Annotated in this window: 15 protein-coding genes; 10 read left to right on the forward strand and 5 right to left on the reverse strand. The window is 36.6% G+C overall.

Annotation, left to right across the window (positions count from 1 at the left end; translation table 11 throughout):
* Positions 1-202 precede the first annotated feature (202 nt).
* Together LEP1GSC049_RS211025 and LEP1GSC049_RS211020 are read left to right on the forward strand one after the other, a co-directional pair.
* Positions 203-2,533: a M4 family metalopeptidase thermolysin gene (locus LEP1GSC049_RS211025; protein WP_016561078.1), complete on the forward strand. Its 2,331-nt coding sequence runs from the start codon at positions 203-205 to the stop codon at positions 2,531-2,533.
* 620 nt (positions 2,534-3,153) lie between these two features.
* Positions 3,154-5,496 (forward strand): M4 family metalopeptidase thermolysin, encoded by a 2,343-nt coding sequence (locus LEP1GSC049_RS211020; RefSeq protein WP_016561082.1) that lies wholly within the window; start codon positions 3,154-3,156, stop codon positions 5,494-5,496.
* Positions 5,497-5,733: 237 nt separating this feature from the next.
* On the opposite strand, the gene LEP1GSC049_RS211015 is transcribed toward LEP1GSC049_RS211020, so the two are convergent.
* The 4 genes from LEP1GSC049_RS211015 to LEP1GSC049_RS211005 all read right to left on the reverse strand — a co-directional run bounded on the left by LEP1GSC049_RS211015 (position 5,734) and on the right by LEP1GSC049_RS211005 (position 9,162).
* Entirely contained in the window at positions 5,734-6,933 is a 1,200-nt protein-coding gene (locus LEP1GSC049_RS211015; protein WP_016561052.1) for a DUF2779 domain-containing protein, read from the reverse strand.
* A gap of 217 nt (positions 6,934-7,150) precedes the next feature.
* Positions 7,151-7,336, reverse strand: a complete 186-nt coding sequence (locus LEP1GSC049_RS2000000228860; protein ID WP_029745153.1) for a hypothetical protein — start codon at positions 7,334-7,336, stop codon at positions 7,151-7,153.
* On the reverse strand, positions 7,293-8,450 hold the full coding sequence (locus tag LEP1GSC049_RS211010; RefSeq protein WP_004757214.1) for an ACP S-malonyltransferase: 1,158 nt from the start codon (positions 8,448-8,450) through the stop codon (positions 7,293-7,295). The genes LEP1GSC049_RS2000000228860 and LEP1GSC049_RS211010 overlap by 44 nt, the downstream gene beginning before the upstream one ends.
* A 532-nt stretch (positions 8,451-8,982) precedes the next feature.
* On the reverse strand, positions 8,983-9,162 hold the full coding sequence (locus LEP1GSC049_RS211005) for a hypothetical protein (RefSeq protein WP_004768223.1): 180 nt from the start codon (positions 9,160-9,162) through the stop codon (positions 8,983-8,985).
* 55 nt (positions 9,163-9,217) lie between these two features.
* Here LEP1GSC049_RS211005 and LEP1GSC049_RS211000 point away from each other — a divergent pair, with 55 nt between their 5' ends.
* The 8 genes from LEP1GSC049_RS211000 to LEP1GSC049_RS210965 are packed head-to-tail and all read left to right on the forward strand — an operon-like array spanning position 9,218 to position 17,442.
* On the forward strand, positions 9,218-10,147 hold the full coding sequence (locus LEP1GSC049_RS211000) for an ABC transporter ATP-binding protein (RefSeq protein ID WP_004755651.1): 930 nt from the start codon (positions 9,218-9,220) through the stop codon (positions 10,145-10,147).
* Positions 10,148-10,153: 6 nt separating this feature from the next.
* Entirely contained in the window at positions 10,154-10,882 is a 729-nt protein-coding gene (locus LEP1GSC049_RS210995; RefSeq protein WP_002105504.1) for an ABC transporter permease, read from the forward strand.
* A complete protein-coding gene (locus LEP1GSC049_RS210990) occupies positions 10,879-12,897 on the forward strand; it encodes a Gldg family protein (RefSeq protein ID WP_016561038.1) in 2,019 nt (672 codons plus the stop codon). Before LEP1GSC049_RS210995 ends, LEP1GSC049_RS210990 begins: the two co-directional genes overlap by 4 nt.
* On the forward strand, positions 12,894-13,997 hold the full coding sequence (locus tag LEP1GSC049_RS210985) for a DUF4340 domain-containing protein (protein ID WP_004755649.1): 1,104 nt from the start codon (positions 12,894-12,896) through the stop codon (positions 13,995-13,997). Before LEP1GSC049_RS210990 ends, LEP1GSC049_RS210985 begins: the two co-directional genes overlap by 4 nt.
* Positions 13,994-14,611, forward strand: coding sequence for a hypothetical protein (locus LEP1GSC049_RS210980; protein WP_004757304.1), 618 nt, complete (start codon positions 13,994-13,996; stop codon positions 14,609-14,611). Before LEP1GSC049_RS210985 ends, LEP1GSC049_RS210980 begins: the two co-directional genes overlap by 4 nt.
* A complete protein-coding gene (locus tag LEP1GSC049_RS210975; RefSeq protein WP_004755616.1) occupies positions 14,608-16,005 on the forward strand; it encodes a UDP-N-acetylmuramate--L-alanine ligase in 1,398 nt (465 codons plus the stop codon). The genes LEP1GSC049_RS210980 and LEP1GSC049_RS210975 overlap by 4 nt, the downstream gene beginning before the upstream one ends.
* Entirely contained in the window at positions 16,002-17,027 is a 1,026-nt protein-coding gene (gene pheS, locus LEP1GSC049_RS210970; protein WP_004778164.1) for a phenylalanine--tRNA ligase subunit alpha, read from the forward strand. The genes LEP1GSC049_RS210975 and pheS overlap by 4 nt, the downstream gene beginning before the upstream one ends.
* A 1-nt stretch (position 17,028) precedes the next feature.
* Entirely contained in the window at positions 17,029-17,442 is a 414-nt protein-coding gene (locus LEP1GSC049_RS210965; RefSeq protein WP_004760183.1) for an acyl-CoA thioesterase, read from the forward strand.
* 377 nt (positions 17,443-17,819) lie between these two features.
* Here LEP1GSC049_RS210965 and LEP1GSC049_RS210960 read toward each other — a convergent pair whose 3' ends face one another.
* Entirely contained in the window at positions 17,820-18,674 is an 855-nt protein-coding gene (locus LEP1GSC049_RS210960) for a hypothetical protein (RefSeq protein ID WP_016561040.1), read from the reverse strand.
* Between the last annotated feature and the right edge of the window lie 7 nt (positions 18,675-18,681).

Here is an 18,681-nt window from a genome sequence, read left to right on the forward strand (position 1 = left end):
ATATATAATTTTACTTATGCTTTCTTCTTTGGTTTTCAATTTTGGCGTATTTTTCTAGTTTAGAACATTTTGTTTTATGGATGTATTGAGATCATGAATTTGAGATTTTATAGGAATAAACTTAAGAATTAGATTAAAACAGAGGAAATGGATGAAGTTTTTTAGAGAGTTGTTAGGTAGCAAAGCTATTACAAAGATATTTATGGGAATTTTTCTCGTATTGCAATTGTATCATTGTAAAGATAAACAGGGACAGGGGATCGAGTCTTGGTTTGGAATTTTAAGTCCAGTTAAAGTTGATGAGAAGGCGATTTCAGATCGTCATTATTCATCAAATGGAACACTTACGTTTGCCACGTTCAATTCGGATCTTGTTCCCTATAATCGCAAACAAGCGCCGGAAGTTTTGAAAACGTATTTGCAGTTACCTTTAAATTCGGAACCAGTTTTTTTGCGTTCGAATCATATTGGAGATTATGATCATGATCGATTCCAGCAGAGATACAAAGGAATTAAAGTCGAAAATGGAACTTATACGGTAGTCTCAAAAGGAAACACCATCGAATCTATGATGGGTGAATTTTATCAAGTTCCGGACAATTTTAATTTTTCTCCTAAATTGTCAGAATCAGAAGCATTTTCAAAAGCGTTAAAACATTTTGGAGCTAAAAAATATATTTGGGAATCTCTGGAAAGAGAAGAAGCGTTAAAGAAAAAACAAGATGATCCTAATGCGACTAATTTTCCGAAAGGTGAACTTTTAGTTTATCAACATTCATTAGGTAAATTGAATTCTCAAAAAGAATTTCGATTGGTTTACAAGTTTGGAATTGTATCGATCGAACCTTCTTCTTCGAGATATGTGTACGTAGATTCCCATTCTGGCGAGATTTTAGCAAATATTGATGCTAATCGTTATGAAGCCGGTGGTGGAAGTCCGATTCCAACAACTCCACAAACTCCGTCAGATACGAATTACGGAATTTGTTTTCCTGACAAGACCCCTTGTATTAAACAAGGTATGGCTGCGACACGTTTTAGCGGAATCCAGTCGATTATAACTTGGACTACGGAGGCAGATCGTTTCGAACTCAAAGATTATTCAAGAGGTAAGGGAATTGTCAGTTATTCTTGGGAATTAGTGAGAGTCGCTCCATCGGCATTAGAAACTGTAAAAATTCCTCTGATTGATACTGATAATAATTGGACGAAGGCTGAACATCACGATGATTACAATCACGATGCAGTTTTGGATGCACATTGGGGAATTGAACATACCTACGACTATTTCAAATCCGTTCACAATCGTTCTAGCTTTGATGGAGAGGATGCCAAGATAGTAAATAATGTACACTACACAAAGGTACTCAATTTTAATAATGCACACTGGAATCCTATTACAGAAGAATTAGAATATACGTACTGTCCTCACGGTAGTAGTCTTTGTCATGGCATTAATGATGAGATTCTTTTAGATCCTACATATGAAGACTTTACATCTTTGGATATTGTTTCTCATGAATTTGGGCACGCGGTAAATGCATACGCCGCTGGTTTCTACTATAACGCAGAGTCTGCGGCTCTTGATGAAGGATTCGGTGATATTTGGAATGTTGGTGTGAATAACTATGTGAATAAAATTTTAGGAATTCAAAAGAGCATCTGGCGATTTGGTGACGAAACCGTTCCCAATGGAGGAATGCGTTCCCTACTATATCCGAATTCTACTACGACAATCAGTTCGGGACCGGATACGTATTACGGAGACCTTTGGGATTTTACAAATAAGAAGACTCATGAAAACGGCCTGGTTCTCGGTCATTGGTTCTATATTCTTTCCAGTGGAAAGAGTGGGGTTAATGATCACTCGTGTGAATACAATACAACTGGGATCAGTATCGAAAAAGCGGAGAAAATAGCTTATTCTGCGATTCACTATCTTTCTCCTACTTCTGGATATGTAGCAACAAGGAGCGCAGCCATTCTTGCCGCTAAAAATCTGTATGGGAAGTTTTCGTTGGAAGTGGAAAGTACGATTGATGCTTGGGATGCAGTAGGTGTTCCTGCGGAAACAACTTCTCGTGGAGGAGATGGAATGAGAAAGGTTGGAAATTACATCACTTCTGTAAAACTTTCGAGCATGGAAAATAATTCCGGAAACGATTGTGGATACAAAGATAATACGTACCTTCATCCTTGGGTATTGAGGGGTGGGACGTATCAGCTGGTGTTGTCAAGCGAGGGCTCCCAGGTTCCTTTGAAAACTCATAAGTGGAGTGTGTGGATCGACTTAAATCGAAATGGGATTTTTGATTCGTCTGAGATAATACTTCAGACTTCAAATCAACTTTGGGGAGGAGGGACTCTTCAAAGATCGATCGTAATTCCAGCGACCGCTTTAACTGGAGATACGAAGATGCGAGTTTCTATGAAAGCGGCGGATTCTTGGGAAACATATCCGAGTGCTGACGAAAAGTTTTACGATGGGGAAGTAGAGGATTATACAATAAGTATTCATAGTTTCCGTCTCTAAAAATCTATAAAACAACTACGAATAGTTTCCAAATGGGCTCGATGTAAAAACGTTGAGCCCATTTTTGCAAAATTATCTATCTTTTGCACGTAAGAAATTTTATTCTAAAGTTCTATTTGAGAGAATTATAAATTCAATTTACTGAATGTTCTTAGAATATAATTTATTCCCAAAAGATTAGAAGATGAATGAAAATGGTTCAAGATTCTGATTTGATCTGAAGTCGGCGAGTTCATTTTTCATTGAATATAAATTTCTAAGCAGTGATTTAAATAGATGGATTTGATTTTGGGACCGTTGTCTTTTGATTTTATAAAATTCCCTTTTATTACTTAAAAGTTGTAACTATATTTTGTAATTTTTAAGATCTATACTAAAAAATACTTTATTTTTCTAATATATTATTTTACTAATTCGTTTCTTTGATTTTTGGTTTGGGGCACGCGTTTTTTGGACCACTGCTTTTAAAGCGTAAGGTTTTAAATCATTACAAACGCGTCCTAAACTAAGGTTTGAGATTTTGTAGAGAATAAAACTAAAAATTAAAACGGAGAATTGGTATGAAATGTATTGTGAGGTTAATGAGAGGATCTATGAGAAAGTTTCTCATAGGAATGTGTATGATACCGATTTTATTTTTGAATTCTTGTAAGGAAGGACAAGAATCTGGGATTCAATCGTGGTTGGGAATTTTAAATTCCGTGAAGTGGGATGACAAGGCGATCTCAGAAAGATCATATTCTTCTAATGGATCGATAACGTATGCGACGTTCAATTCGGATCTTGTTCCCTATAATCGTAGTCAAGGTTCCGAAGTTTTGAAAACGTATTTGCAATTACCTTTAAATGCGCAGGCGTCTTTTATTCGTTCGAATCGTATTGGAACTTACGATCATGATCGATTTCAACAAAAGTACAAAGGGATTACAGTAGAAGATGGAATTTATACCGTAGTCTCGAAAGAGAATACAATCGAATCAATGTTGGGAGAATTTTATTCTGTTCCTGAAAGTTTGAACGCATCTCCCAACTTGTCGGAAGGGGAAGCTCTTTCTAAAGCGTTGAAAGATATTGGAGCAAAGAAGTATCTTTGGGAATCGCCTGAGAGAGAAGCAGCGTTGAAGCTTAAAAAAGATGATTCGAAAGCGACTTATTTTCCTAAAGGTGAGCTTTTGATTTATCAACATTCTGCTTCCAAATCTAATTTTAAAAAAGAATTTCGTTTGGCGTATAAGTTTAAGATTAGTGCCGTCGAGCCTACTACTTCGAGACATGTCTATGTGGATTCTCATTCGGGTGAAATTTTAGCAAATAAGGACGTTCGAAGATATGAAATCGGTGGTGGAACTCCGATTCCAACAACTCCACAAACTCCCCCAGATACACATTATGGAATTTGTTTTCCTGATAAAACGCCTTGCATCAGACAAGGAACTGCGTCGACCCGATTTAGTGGTTTACAGTCGATTATAACTTGGTTTACGGAAGCTGAGAATTATTTCGAACTGAAAGATTATTCCAGAGGCAAGGGGATCGTTACTTATTCTTGGGAATTTGTACCGGACGGAGAGGACTCATGGAAAAATGTAATTGTTCCGCTCGTTGATTCCAATAATTTTTGGGCGAGCTGGGAATATCACGACGATTACAATCATGATGCCGTATTAGATGCACACTGGGGAATCGAAAAAACCTACGACTATTTTAAATCTGTTCACAACCGGTTAAGTTATGACAGAGAGGATAGTAAGGTGGTGAATAACGTACATTACTTCGATTTATTTTTCCCCAATAATGCAGCCTGGGATTCCGCTACGGAAGAAATCTACTATATGTATTGCCCTCATGGTAGCAGTATATGTAAATCTTGGGGCACTAATTTACCTGCGCTTTTGGATCCAAGATTCGAGGATTTTACTTCTTTGGATGTGGCTTCTCATGAATTTGGACATGGTGTAAATCAGTACACTGCGGGTTTCAATTTTGATCCGGAACCGAGTGCTTTAAATGAAGGATTCAGCGATATTTGGAATTTCGGAGTGAATCATTTTGTAAATAAAACTCAAGGAATGCAAAAAAATGTATGGTTAATGGGGGATGAAACCGCTCCGGGAAGGGGGTTTCGTTCTGCCGAAAATCCGAATTCGACCACGGTTCTGACTCCGGGACCGGATACTTATCATGGAGATCTTTGGGATGAGGGTGAGGAAGCTCACACGAATAGTCTAGTTCTCAGTCATTGGTTTTATATCCTTTCCAATGGAAAACAAGGAAGTAATGATAATTCGTGTTCCTATAACGCATCCGGATTGACCATTGAAAAAGCGGAGAAAATTGCCTATTTGGCCATTAACTATCTCACTCCTACATCTGGATATAAGGCGGCTAGAACCGCTGCAATCGCTGCAGCAAAAATTTTGCACGGAAAATTTTCATCAGAAGTAAAAAGCACGATCGAAGCTTGGGATGCAGTAGGAGTTCCCGCAGAGACGAATTCTCGAGGAGGAGGTTCAGAAGGAGCGATCAAACCGAAACATTATATCACTCGTGTAAAACTTTCGGATATGGAAAGGTATTCGGGAAATAATTGCGGATATAAGGATAACTCTTATTTGCATCCTACAGTAGTGAAAGGACTTACTTACAATATGACGTTGTCCAGCGAGGGGGTTACAGATGGTTTTCCTACTAGAACACATCGGTGGAGAGTGTGGATCGATTTTAATCGAAATGGTACTTTTGAATCTTCAGAAATGGTAGTTCAGGATTCCAGCGCTTCCTATGGCGAAACGATTCAAAATTCGTTCGTAATTCCAACAAACGCTCTAACGGGAGACACGAAAATGAGAGTTTCTATGAAAGCTGCTCGTGACTTTGTAGAAACTTATCCGTATTCGGATGAAGTTTTCGTTGAAGGGGAAGTGGAAGACTATAAGATTACTATAACTAGTTTCCATCTTTAAGCTTCAATTTCACAAAAAGAATTTCACAGTCGGCTCAGATGCAAAAGCATTTGGGTCGGTTGTTTGTTTAAAATCGGAATTTATACCCACATTTTATCTTTTACGGAAAAATAGATTTCTTACGTTAAACTCACTTTACTTTAGTAAAATTGAAATCAAATACCATTAGTTTTGAAACCTATTGGAAACAAGCGGGTATTTTCTTTTATGAAGATATTAGTTTACTGAGTTCTCAATCTATATTGTTTCGATCCATTCCCAAATTTTACGGAGAATTAAAATCATAGCATACGTATCTAATTTACAGTATTCGATTAGATTTTTTTCTATTTCTTTTTTTTGGCTTTCGGACATAGATTCCGTTTTGACTCTTAAAAATTCAGAGTTTGCTATTTGACCGGATTGAATTTCTAAATTTTTGTAATTTTTACCCGTGATGATTGGAAGAATTGTTTTTAAAGAGGTGCTTCCTTTTTGATTCGGATGATAGTATTCATATCCCCAAAACGGCGTAGCCAAATCGAGAAAATTATCTTGGATCGACTTAAGCCAATCCTTATATTCTGGAAAAATCGCTGCCGATTCGTCTAAACATCTTTTTTCAAACTTATCATTAAAACAAATAATGGATCCTTCTGGTGAAATCCATTCTTGCAATTTTTCTAATATTCCTTTTCTTGGATCTATAATTCTGTCGTCTATGTAATGAAAACTTTCCGGTTCTTGGAAGAGGTCCTTACGAACTACGTGTAACGAAAATAAAAAAGGAATGTGTTGAAACGGATACGTTTTAGGATAAACCGGAATTGGAGGATTAATCGATTCGAAATCTAAAAAATGGATTGGATAACGTATTTTTTCGAAAAGTTCATTAAAAACTTTTTGATTTATGAACGGCTTTCCAGTCTGCATCGTTTGAACCTGGGTTTTCTGACGGGCGGTTAAACTTTCAGTTTCTTGAATGTCTTTTAGATAAAGGATTCCTTGTTTGTAAAATTTTAAGGACTCTGCCTTTCCTTCCCGAAGTGTGAAAATGTCTCCCGGAATTTTCCGCGTCAGACAAATTTCCGGATACGAACAATCTCTAGGGTGAGAACATAGATTACTCGCGAAACGAGGAGGAAGATTTTTTCTCGAAACAAGATCAAATAAAGAATAAGCGTATTCTTTCGTTTCTTTTTCTTTAAGAAAAACTTCGTTTGTAACATCTTTATAAACGAAAAAGGAATCGATATGGATCTCGTCCACGAATTGAAATTTGGAATTTACAAAAAGAAGAGAACATTTAGAGATCGGAAAGCCGGATTCCTCCGCTACGAATTTTTGAAATGCAATTTCCGGAATATGTTGTTTTTTGAATGAACTCGAGGCTTTGAGGACTACAATTTCAAAAGTTCCGGGTATTCCTTTGTTCGGAAGGATATATTCCGTTTTCATTATGAACTTTTCGGTTTCCAGACAAGCGGATCTGACACTTTTTCCGGATTTTAAAAATTTTCTGGTTTCTGAATCGGAATAACGGACGTTTTTAGATTTGGGAAAAAAGGAATAAGAAAGATCTCTTAAAAGCGATTTTTGTTTTGGGGAAATGTATTGATGTTCAAAAGGATCGAAATCAGGATGAGGTTGATACTTATTTAACCAAAGAAGATATTCACATTGAAGTCCTGTTATAAAATCCGATTTGGTTAGTTTTGGAATTTCTTCTTTGGATCTTTTGAGAGGAAAATTTACCCATTCCGAAAAAAATTTCCGAAATGAGTAAATCCATTTTAGAATTAAAACTGCCCGGTTTTTCAGGCCAATAGAACCTTGATGTCCTTGGGACTGGAAACGGCATAGATTTTATTCTCAGAAGTTCCCATATTCGCCTGAGTCAGTTTCTGACTTACCACACTCGGTCCGAAATCGATACCGGTAACGTTTGTTGCGGTAACAAAAGGTTTAACCGCCTTATCCCAATAAAGTGTTTTAATCAACATCTCTCTAAAAAGTGGAATCCCAAGTTCAGAATCAGATTGCATGTTTCTTCCGTCAAAAATAGAATAAACTGGAATTTTCAAATCGGAACCTTTAAAATCAAAACCGATTCTTTCCATATCCGACGGAATTGTTTTGTTTGTATCTTCCATATGAGGAGAATGAAAAGGGGCGGTAGTTCTCAGATAAACGAACTTCACTTTTTTTTCGTCCATTTCTGATTTAAATTGTTTACGAAATTCTAATAGAGTTTCTGGGTTTCCGGAAACGATATTGGAATCGGGAGTATTATAAAGACTCACATAGATCGCTTTACTTCCACTTAAACCCAAAGAATCGTTCGTTTTTTTGACTCTGTCTTCCAGTTCTTTTTGAGAGTAACCGATCACTGCAACCATAGGAGCAGGTTGTTTATCGCCTACTTCTTCATTTGCTTTGAGAAGTGCTTCGGAAGGATTGTAAGCGCCTACGAGTTCTTGCGCTCTATAACCGATATACAAAACGAACTTTAAGAATTTGGAAAATGCAGAATAAAAATCCGAACCTTCCTTACCAAGCGCGGTTAACGCGGAAGAGATCACTCCTTGGCTATGTCCGGTGGCTCCGATCGAATTAGAAATCAATTCGGAAACTGGAAAACCTTTGTTTGTGAACGCTACGTAATTCCCCATTTGAGCCAGAAAAATTCCTACGATAGAAACCGGAGCACTACAGAGATAGTTCTCATCCGGTGCAGAATCTGGATTTTTAACCCAACTTTCAAAATCGTAACCGCCGTAGATGATTTTTTTATCGAGTTTAGGAACTTCTTCTGCGATAGCTTTAAAAGAGGTATCAAAGAATTCTTTAAGAGAAGGTTCGGATTCGTAAAGTTTAGAGATTTCTTTTAAAAAGGGAGAACCTTGTCCTCCAAATTGCAAAAAGAGTTTACCTCCGCTTGCTTTGACTTGATTCAAAAAATTTGCGATTGCCATGGACTTTTGTTTTCCTTAGGTGTTTAAGGATGGATCTCGTTTTATAGACGGATTCGCAATTCTTTTTTATCTCCAAAAACTAATGGATATTTTACTGTGGCATGGAAATAGGATCGATTTTTGATAGTATGTGAGTAACAACATTTTCCGAATCAAAATGGAAAAAAATTGAAAGAGGCACTTTCTAAAGCGACACCTACAAGACATTCCGGTTTTTTAAAAATGTCAATTGTATCTAGGATGGATCCAAAGTCATTTAGAAAGATCAAATGATTCATATCAATCTAGACTTCGATTGATTCTCAGACTTTTCCAAAATTCATACAGGGCACAGAAGAGAGCTCTGGAAAATATAGATCCTTATTCATTGAGAAGAATCAATTGGCGTTTGCTGACAAAGTGTTCAAACTTTCTCACAAATTCACTTTCAATAAGAGATAATTTTGTTCGTCTTGCTGAACAAGGATTTAACGAAGCACTTTTGTTCTATAATTATAAAATCCTAATTTTTTAAGATGAGGGTTTTCCATTTCTATAGAAATTTTTGGGAACGAATCCACCATTTGTTTTGGTCCAAACATTTATTCCAGGTTAATTCCGTTTTTTGCAAGTTTGGAAAAGTTCTTTTGTAAGAAAATAGGTTGACCCTATCTCCCAAAGCTTTTTCTATTTTTTTCTGAATCCTACTAAAAGTAAGATTTAGAAATTCCATCAAGATCGGACCTCCTGAGTAATGGAAACACACCGATAAACAGTTTGAATAAAAGATGATCAAAGTTAAAAACCTATCTAAATTCTATGGCAAAAAACTGGCTATAGACCGTCTGAATTTTGAGTTGGGAGAAGGAGAAATCGTAGGCCTTCTCGGTTTGAACGGAGCCGGAAAAACGACTACGATCCGAATTCTCACCGGATATTTGATCGCGTCTGACGGGATCTGCGAGATCGATGGAATCAACACGTTTGAGAATCCACTCGAAGTAAAAAAGAAAATCGGTTATTTGCCCGAAACCCCTCCTCTTTATCCTGAACTTTCGGTTCAAGATTATCTAAAGTTTGCTGCGAGAATCAAACAAGTTTCTTCCGAATTAATCGATTCCGAGATTGATAGAGTTTGTGAAAGAACTTTTCTAACCGATGTTCGTAAGAATGACATTGAAACTCTTTCACTCGGATATCGAAAAAGAGTAGGAATCGCACAAGCCTTACTCGGAAATCCTAGAATCGTTATTTTAGACGAACCTGTTTCCGGACTGGATCCAAAACAGATTGTTGAAATTAGAAATTTAATTCATTCTTTGAAGGACGGACATACGATTTTACTTTCGAGTCATATCCTTCCCGAAGTTTATAAAACCTGCAACCGTTTCCTGTTTTTGCACCAAGGTAGAATGGTATATCAAAGAGATAGAAAACAACTCGAAGAAGAGATGGAAAAAGTTTCGGGTCTTGAAGTGACTCTTTCGGGAGCGGATTCGGAATCTGGTAAGAAATATCTTTCATCTTTTCCAGGAGTGAACTCGGATAAAATTCAATCCATCGGAGAAGATTCTAGAGGAAACACGTTTTTAGTTTCCACTTCTACTGAAAGGGAGTTTAAGGAAAAACTTTTTGCATCCGCTTCTTCTTCTCCTCGTTTGGAATACATTCGTAAACAAGAAGTCACCTTAGAACAGATTTTTATGAATCAGGTTTAAAAAGTTATGTTTCAAAATATTAAATGGATTTTTTTCAAAGAAGTAAAAGTATTTTTCGGAACCTTTATGGCTCCTTTGGTTTTCGGCGGAACCGCCTTTTTAAATTCGCTTTTCGTATTAATTTTAAATTTTAATTCGGGTACGAACTACGTCGATACAACGGTCATTACCTTTCTTTCCTTTATGTCGACGATTATCATTTCAATGTTGATACTTGCAATGGGAAGTATCACGGAAGAAAGAAACCGAGGCACACTTGAGTTTCTTTTTACGGCTCCGATTACCGATTTGGAAATTGTGGCGGGTAAGTTCGCGTTCGGGACTTTGATCTGTTTTTTAATTTCCGTTTTTGTAAACGGATTGTTTCCGATTTTTCTTTATTCTTTTTGGAAGGCTCCACTTTATATCGTTGTATCGGGAACAATAGGAGTTTTTCTTTTGGGGATTTTTTCTTTTGCAGTTGGACTTTTTGGAAGTAGCCTCGGTAAAAATCAAATGATCTCTTTATTGATTTCTATCGTGATCATTTTAACCCTCTGGGTTTCGGGATATTTTTCGTATCTATTCGATTCGGTGACTAGAAAAATTCTTTATCACCTTCATATATTTTCACATTTTATCGCGTTTTGTAAAGGAGTTCTACCTTTGAATGGAATCGTATTCTTTGTAAGCGGTGCGTTATTCTTTCTTTATCTAACCGTAAAAGTTTTAGAATCTAGGAGATGGAGAGGATGAAAACCGTATTGTTAAGAATTTTTCCTTGGGTTTCACTCGCTTCTTTATTTCTCTATTTTCCGGTTAGGGACAGCATACAATTACCCTCTGGTCGTTGGCTTTGGTTGGGTTTTGTGTTGGCGGTTTTAATATTAGAACCGGCCTATAGATGGTTTCAGAAAAAGAACATTCAAGAAGAATGGAATTCTTATATAGCCGCGGGTTTGGGGCTTGTGGCCTTCGGAATTTATCACCTTAGAGTATTTTTAGAAGAGCTTGCGCTGAAGTCCAATTCGATCGGATCCGGAAACGAAAGACTCCGAGAAATTCTTTTAGTACTTTTAATATTTTCTCTGATAGGATTTTTAATTCTGACTTTGTTAAAGGAGTTAGGGAAAGATTCCGCTGGTGCGCAGAGCGTTTTAAAAACCTCAAAACAAGCGTTGGTCAGATATTTTATCATGAACTTGGCGATCGTTTTCGTAGTTCTTGTAATTGTAAATTACATTTCTGTAATGCGCAATCACAACTTCGATCTGAGTTCTAAAGGACAGTATTCCTTTAGTCCAACCGCGATTAAAATTCTAAAGAACGTAAATAAAGAAGTGGATGTAGTCGCTTTTTATCCAAGACCTTTGGAAAATTCCCCCTCAAGTGAAAAAGCAAATTCTTTTTCTTTAAGAAGAATTCGGCCCGATTTAGAGATCTATTTGGATCAACTGAAGTCTTTGAGCCCTCAGTTTAAGGTTCGTTTTATCAATGCAGACGTAGAGTTGGACGAGCTCTCTGAATTTGGTCAGGTTTCTAATGGAGTCATTTTACTAAGAACCAAAAAACTTTTGGCGGAGGTGACCGGAAAACAATACGCGGAACAAAGGCTTTCCATCCGAGAGAAAAATGATCTGGAGGATTTAGAACGTAAGATTGTACAAGCGGTAGTCAATATAACGACCGAAGAGAAAAATATTTATTTTACCCAATCGAACGGAGAAAGATTTTCACCTATCTTTCAAAATCTTCCAAATGAAAAAGTCGGAATTTTATCTAACTCTTTGAGTTTTTTAAACTTTAAAGTAAAAGGGCTTGGAATTGCAGAAGGTTGGCCGTCTAGGATTCCGGAGGATGCGGACGTTCTGATAATTGCCGGACCTACGGTTGCTTTTTCGAAAGAGGCTCAGAGTTCTCTCACCGATTTTATAGAAAAGAAAAAGGGAAAAGTTTTTATCACGGTTGATCCAAAAGGAACTGAAAACTTTGGATGGCTTTTGGAAAAATCTGGATATGAGTTTGTAAGAGGCCCGCTTTCTCAAGTACAGGGACAAGCGGGGATGGTACTTGCAAAGTCTTTTAGAAAACATCCGATTGAAGAGGCGTTAACTAGAAAAGACACGGGCGCCATGTTTCCGTTTGCAGGTTATTTTGTTTCGCAGACAGATCAAGGGCCGGACGGAAAAAATCTGGAAGCGTATCCTTTGATGGAATCCGGAGGAGACGCTATATTAGATAAAAATAATAATGGAAAGTTAGACGCAGGAGAGGAAAGAAGAAACGTAATTTTAGGGATGGTTTTAAAAACGGTTTTGAAGGTTCAAAAAGAACCGGCCGAGGCAAATCCAAAAGCGGGCGAATCTAAACTAGATCCACAAAAAGATTTGAGTTCTACAGGGTTAAACTCCGAGCAAGAAACTATTTCTCAAAACTCCGAAATCCAAAAAGATACTTCTCAAAATACGAATGTAGATTCAAAGGAGGAAGGAAGGGTAGTGATCTTTTCGGGTACTTCTTGGATCACAGATCAATTCATTTCTTACGGAGTGAATTATGAACTTGCAACTTCTTCGATCACTTGGATGTACCAAGATCTTTCTCTGTCTTCCATTCAACCGAAAAAAGAGGAAGTAAACACGGTTTCTTTGACGGATGTTCAAAAACGAGTCGTTTGGATTTTAGGGATGTTTATTTTTCCGGGATTGATCGCGTTTGTTTCCTCGGCGATGCTCATTCAAAAACGTAGAAAAGAAGGGCAAGAATCTTGAAACGTTGGCTTTTTTTAATTTTTGCGTTAGTCGCTCTTGTGCTCAGTTTTTTCTTTTTAGAGGAAAAAAAAGAAGAACGTTCAGAGGTTTCTTTTTGGGAAATCGACATAGATGAAATTGAATATCAACCGCCTACGAATTCTTGGAATGGAGACGATGTTTCCATGTTTTATAAGTCTCCTATTTTTCTTAAAAAAAGAAAAGGAATCAGTGAAAGCGGCAACTTTCTTACGGTCGAATCCAAGGATTTAGAAACTGGAGATACAATTATATTTGAAGGCGGTTATAATTCTGAAAATATTTTCAGAGAACTTTCGGTTTTGAAAGTAAAGGGAATGGAACCGGTTCAAGGAGAGAAAATTTCCACCTCACTCCAATTAAACGACAATTCCCCGAAGATTTTTTTAAAGTCTTCCGGTAAGACTCTGAAAACAATTTGGATCGGAAAAAAGAAAACCGGAGATTCCACTAGAATCATAAAAGAAGGAAACGAAATTTTAATCATTCAAGCAAATACTGCAGATCGTTTTACAAGAGGAATCGGAGAATTTAGACAAAAACAACTCATCAATTTAAAAGACGAATCAGTTGTTGAAACGATTTGGGAAGAAGAAGGAAAAACCATTCGTCTGGATAATCATCCGTTTAAGGAAAAGACGATAAAGAAAAATTTTTGGAGAAGACTTTCCGGTAAACTCATAACGTTAGAACAAACTTTGGGAGATTCTTGGAACAACCAGGTTGTAGGTCAACTCGTGGAATTGTATCCAGATGATCCGAATGGAGCCGGTTATGCGGTAGCTAAACGTTTGACTGAAGTTCCGGCGGAAGTTTCGCTTAAAATTCGAGTCTCCAATGGGGATTGGATTACGTTACGTTACTATCCAAAAACGAATATCAATTCAATCGAATATAGACCTGCGATTCGAATCGTAAATGGTAAATTTTCAGAACCTCCTTTTTATATTCGAGAAGATAGTTTCTTGCGATTAAAAGAAGTTGTGGGGAATTTGGAAAAAGCGGAACAGAAAAAAGAACCCGTAAATCAGAACAATCAAAACAAAAACGGGCTTCCTAAAAAATTGAATCCCCAAAAATGATTATAGATAAAGAACAAGATTTCTCAGACGTAAGAACCGAATTACTTCAAAAAGTTTTTCGGTTTCCTGAAGACGCTTTTGATCTTTATCAGAAGACGGAAGGGTTTGGTTATTTTGAAATTTTAAGAACTCATTTTCTACTTTGGATCTTGGCGCCAGTCGCAAAAATACTATCTAATTTCATTTTTTCGATCCTTTCTTTTGTTCGATATGAAGAAGGCGAATGGAGTTTGTTTTCGGGGGTTCTATTTTCTTTTGTGATGTATCCCGTGGTTTTGTTTTTGGTCGCCCAGTTTGATGTGTTTCGGGTTTTTATGAAAAAAGTAGATCGAACCAAAGGGGAAACTCTCCCGCCCGCAAATATACTACTCGTTTCGTTTCTCCCATTTAGCGCTTCTTCGGTATTCTGGATTTTACCTTCACCGTTACAAGCCGTATTGATCTCGATTTCGTTTTTTCTATCTTGTGTGTTTTCTGTTCGCAGTTTGAAAAAAAAATTGAGTTGGGAAAATAAGGAAATTCTAATATTCTTTTTATCCGGATCTGCTTATTTTTTGACAGGGGTATTATTTTTAACCGTTATCTATAATTTAATCAGGACAATTCTCAATTGAAGATTTATTTAATCGGAATTGGTGGTATTGCGATGGGTAACCTCGCTTATATGCTTCAAAAAAGCGGGTACGAGGTTTCTGGTTCGGATGCGGGAATTTATCCTCCTATGTCGGATAAGTTGAAAGAATGGGGAATCCGGTATTTTGAAGGTTTTAAAACGGAGAATCTCAAAGGTCAGGATCTGGTCGTAGTAGGAAACGCGATTTCAAGAGGAAATCCGGAAGTAGAAGAGATGCTCAATTCAGGAATGGATTATATTTCCATGCCTGCAGCAATTGGAAAGTTTTTTCTCAAAGGAAAAAAAGTAATCGTAGTCGCTGGAACCCACGGCAAGACCACGACTACATTCTTAATTCATCATATACTAAAAGAGAATGGGGTCGAGCCGGGGTTGTTTGTGGGAGGAATTCGAAAAGATGGTCTACCCGGATTTGAATTGGGAAACGGGTCTTATTTTGTGATAGAAGGAGATGAATACGACACTGCGTTTTTTGATAAGTCTTCTAAGTTTTTACATTATAAACCCACCTATGCAGTGTTAAACGCATTAGATTTTGATCATGCAGATATTTTTCCGGATATTACGGCGATCGAAACCATGTTCAAACGTCTGATAAATTTAGTTCCTGGAAACGGAAAAATTTTTTATTGGAGTGGTTCCGGTTCTCTTAAAAAATTAGTTCAACACGTTTCGTTTACAAAGGTAGAAGGATTTGAATGGAATCGTAAGGATTCTTTTCTTACTTGGAAAAAACACGAACTTTTTTGGGGAGATCAAAAGTTAAATCCGTCTTTATTCGGAGATCATAATTATAGAAACATGGAAGTTGCAATTCGAGTTTGTTCCGAAATTTTGAAAATTCAAAACCCTTCTGGTTATAAAGAAGGAATTGCAAAGGCGATCGATTCTTTTCCGGGTGTTAAAAGGAGACAGGATATACTTTTCCAATCTCCGAACTCGATCGTAATGGAAGATTTTGCACATCATCCGGTAGCAGTACACGAAACAATTCATGCAGTTAAAAAAAGATTTCACGGTTATAAGATCATTTCTTTGTTCGAGCCTAGAAGTGCTACCTCTCATAGAAATGTATTTCAAAAAGAATATTCATATTCTTTTATAGGTTCCGATTTAACCATTCTTACTGAAATCCATAATCTTAAAAAAGTATCAAAGGATATTCGTCTGGATGTAAAAAAGTTAGTTCAAAAGCTTTTAAAAAATTCCAAAACGATTCCGGTTTATGCGAAGGATCCTAAGGAGTTGCTCGTTAAACTTGAGAAAATGATTTCACAATTTACGGGTCAAAAAATTCTAATCTTAGCCATGTCCAACGGATCTTTCGGAGGTATTTATCCAGGGCTTGTTGAGTTGGCTCGGAAACACGTATGAACTTATCTGAAGAACTAGATTCTATTTATAAAGAAGCGATTCAAAAAATTGGTTCTTCCATATCCGAAGAAGATTTAGATAAAAATAAAAATGATTTTATCGGAAAAAAAGGAAAGTTGACTGCGGTTTTAAAGAACGTTGTTTCACTTTCTATCGAAGAAAAAAAAACAGTCGGGCAAAAAGCAAACGAACTTTCTAAAAAACTAGAAACATTTGTCTCTGAAACTAAAACTTCTTTAAAGAAAAAACTTTTTGAAAAGCAGGCTGCTTCTGAGTTTTTTGATGTTCTTCGTCCTCTTCCTAAATCTTCGAGCGGAAGTTTACATCCAATTACTCAGATTCAATACGAGATAGAGGACATTTTTGCTTCTATGGGTTTTAGCATAATGGACGGTCCGGAGATCGAAACCGATACCAACAACTTCGGAGCTTTGAACTTTACGGAAGATCATCCGGCGAGAGAAATGCAGGATACGTTCTATCTTGAAAATGGAAATCTTTTACGGACTCATACTTCAGCGATCCAAGTAAGAACATTAAGAAAATTGAAACCTCCTTTCAGGATCATTGCGCCCGGTAGGGTCTTTCGTTATGAGGAAGTAGACGCCTCTCACGAACATACTTTTTATCAGATCGAAGGAATGGTTGTAGGTAAGGATATTTCCGCGGCGAACCTAATTGATACGATGCAGGTTTTACTTTCTAGAATTTTCGAAAAGGAAATCAAAACTAGACTCAGACCAGGATACTTTCCTTTTGTGGAGCCTGGTTTTGAACTGGATATTAATTGTCTTGTTTGCGATGGAAAGGGTTGTCCTGTTTGTAAACAATCCGGATGGTTGGAACTTTTGCCTTGTGGACTCATTCATCCTAACGTTCTTTCTCATGCTGGATTGGATCCAAAAGAATGGACTGGTTTTGCGTTTGGTCTAGGACTTGATAGACTCGTAATGATGCGTTATGGAATCCACGATATTCGTTATTTTCAATCCGGAAACTTAAGATTCTTAAAACAATTCTAATATGATTTCTACACCCATTCAGACTCGATGGATGGACATGGACCCGTTTGCTCATGTGAGTAATTCTGTTTTCGTGGCTTATCTTGAAATTGGAAGAGTGGATTATTGCAAACGTCGTTTGAATGTGAAAGAGATTTTTGAAGTTCCGTTTATTTTAGCGAGAATCGAAATTGATCTTAAAAAATCCATAGAAATACATCATCAAGTAGAAGTACAAACTTCGGTTGTTCGGATCGGAAATAAATCTTGGGACTTTCAATCTAAAATCATAGAAACAAATAGCAAAGAAGTTTTTGCGGTTGCAAAAACGGTTCAAGTTGCGTTTGATCACGTGAACAAGATCAGCATTTTGATCCCCCCTAACGTTAGAGCGGCTTTAGAAGAGGATCTAAAGGAATTCCAGAGTCGCCATTGAAGAAGAAAGAACTGATTCTTGGTCGTGAAACTGTCGCTGCACAATTTATTATTTATTTGTATTCTTTCCATTTTATTAAAATATTTTTATATTGATTTGGATAACTTTTAATGGCATCTTCTATAGTATCATAATCTGAATCTTGTTCTACTTCCCAGTCCTTATTACAGTTAAACCTGTAAACTTTTTTCAAAGTAATTTGTTTTGAATTATATCTTCAAAAGAATTGAATATTTGAATTCTATAATATTTATTGTCGCAAGAATATCATCACTTTTATCCAGTAATCTGTTCCATATTTGAATATAATCTCTTGTAAAGAATTGATCTTTATGTTTTCCTTTCAATAAATAGAAGTTAGGCGAAAATTTTTGGTCTCAAAAAGATCTTTTTTTACTCCGATATTCTTCAACCAATGTGTTAAATGTAGAAATGTATTTTTCAAGTTTAATTTTATCAATATCAGAGTTTAGTAACGGTTTCCCTTTGCCATTAACGATTACGTCTAAGGTTTTTTCTCTATTATCAACTATAGGATTTTTAAGTTTTCTAAACGGTTCTAGAGACGAAGATTCAATATCCGGTCTGACTGCTCGCAACCAAGCAATTTGTTCAGTCGTAAACAGATTAGTGTTAAAGTGAAGAGATTTTAATTCTTTTGTCTTTTCCAAATAGGAGATGTCATTATCCTTTAGTCTTTTTAGATTAAAAGCTAAGAATTTTAATTTTTTACAATGTACTAAAGGTGATAATGACTCTACAACGAATTTTGTCCATACTTTGTTCCCAAAATGTATCTCTTCAATTGTTTCCGAGGATGCAAAATCGGTAAGTTCATGTATACGCGTGAAATCGTCTATGGCAACTCCTTTAAGCGAAGAGTTTTTTGACATATCCCATAATCGGATTGCACGTTGATTCCAATAGAATAATATATATTGAATACTTTTAAGTTTGCTTAAAGCGGAAAGGTCTTCGACTAATGGGCACTTCCAAAAGTAAATGGCTTCAAATTGAGATGCATAATTTTCAACGAAATAATTAAAAGTATCTTGGCGTAGTCCGCTGATCTGAATTGTATTTGCCTGCGGGTTGGATTTAATTGTGTTTATCCTTTCTTTTAAGATTTTCCCTCCGGAAATATCATCTTCAATTAAGTTAAGAACACCATCATTATTCTTATACACCTTTTCCAAATAGTATATTAAGGATTTATTTTTATCGTAGTTCATAATAATT

The sequence above is a fragment of the Leptospira kirschneri serovar Cynopteri str. 3522 CT genome (assembly GCF_000243695.2).
Classification (GTDB): domain Bacteria; phylum Spirochaetota; class Leptospiria; order Leptospirales; family Leptospiraceae; genus Leptospira; species Leptospira kirschneri.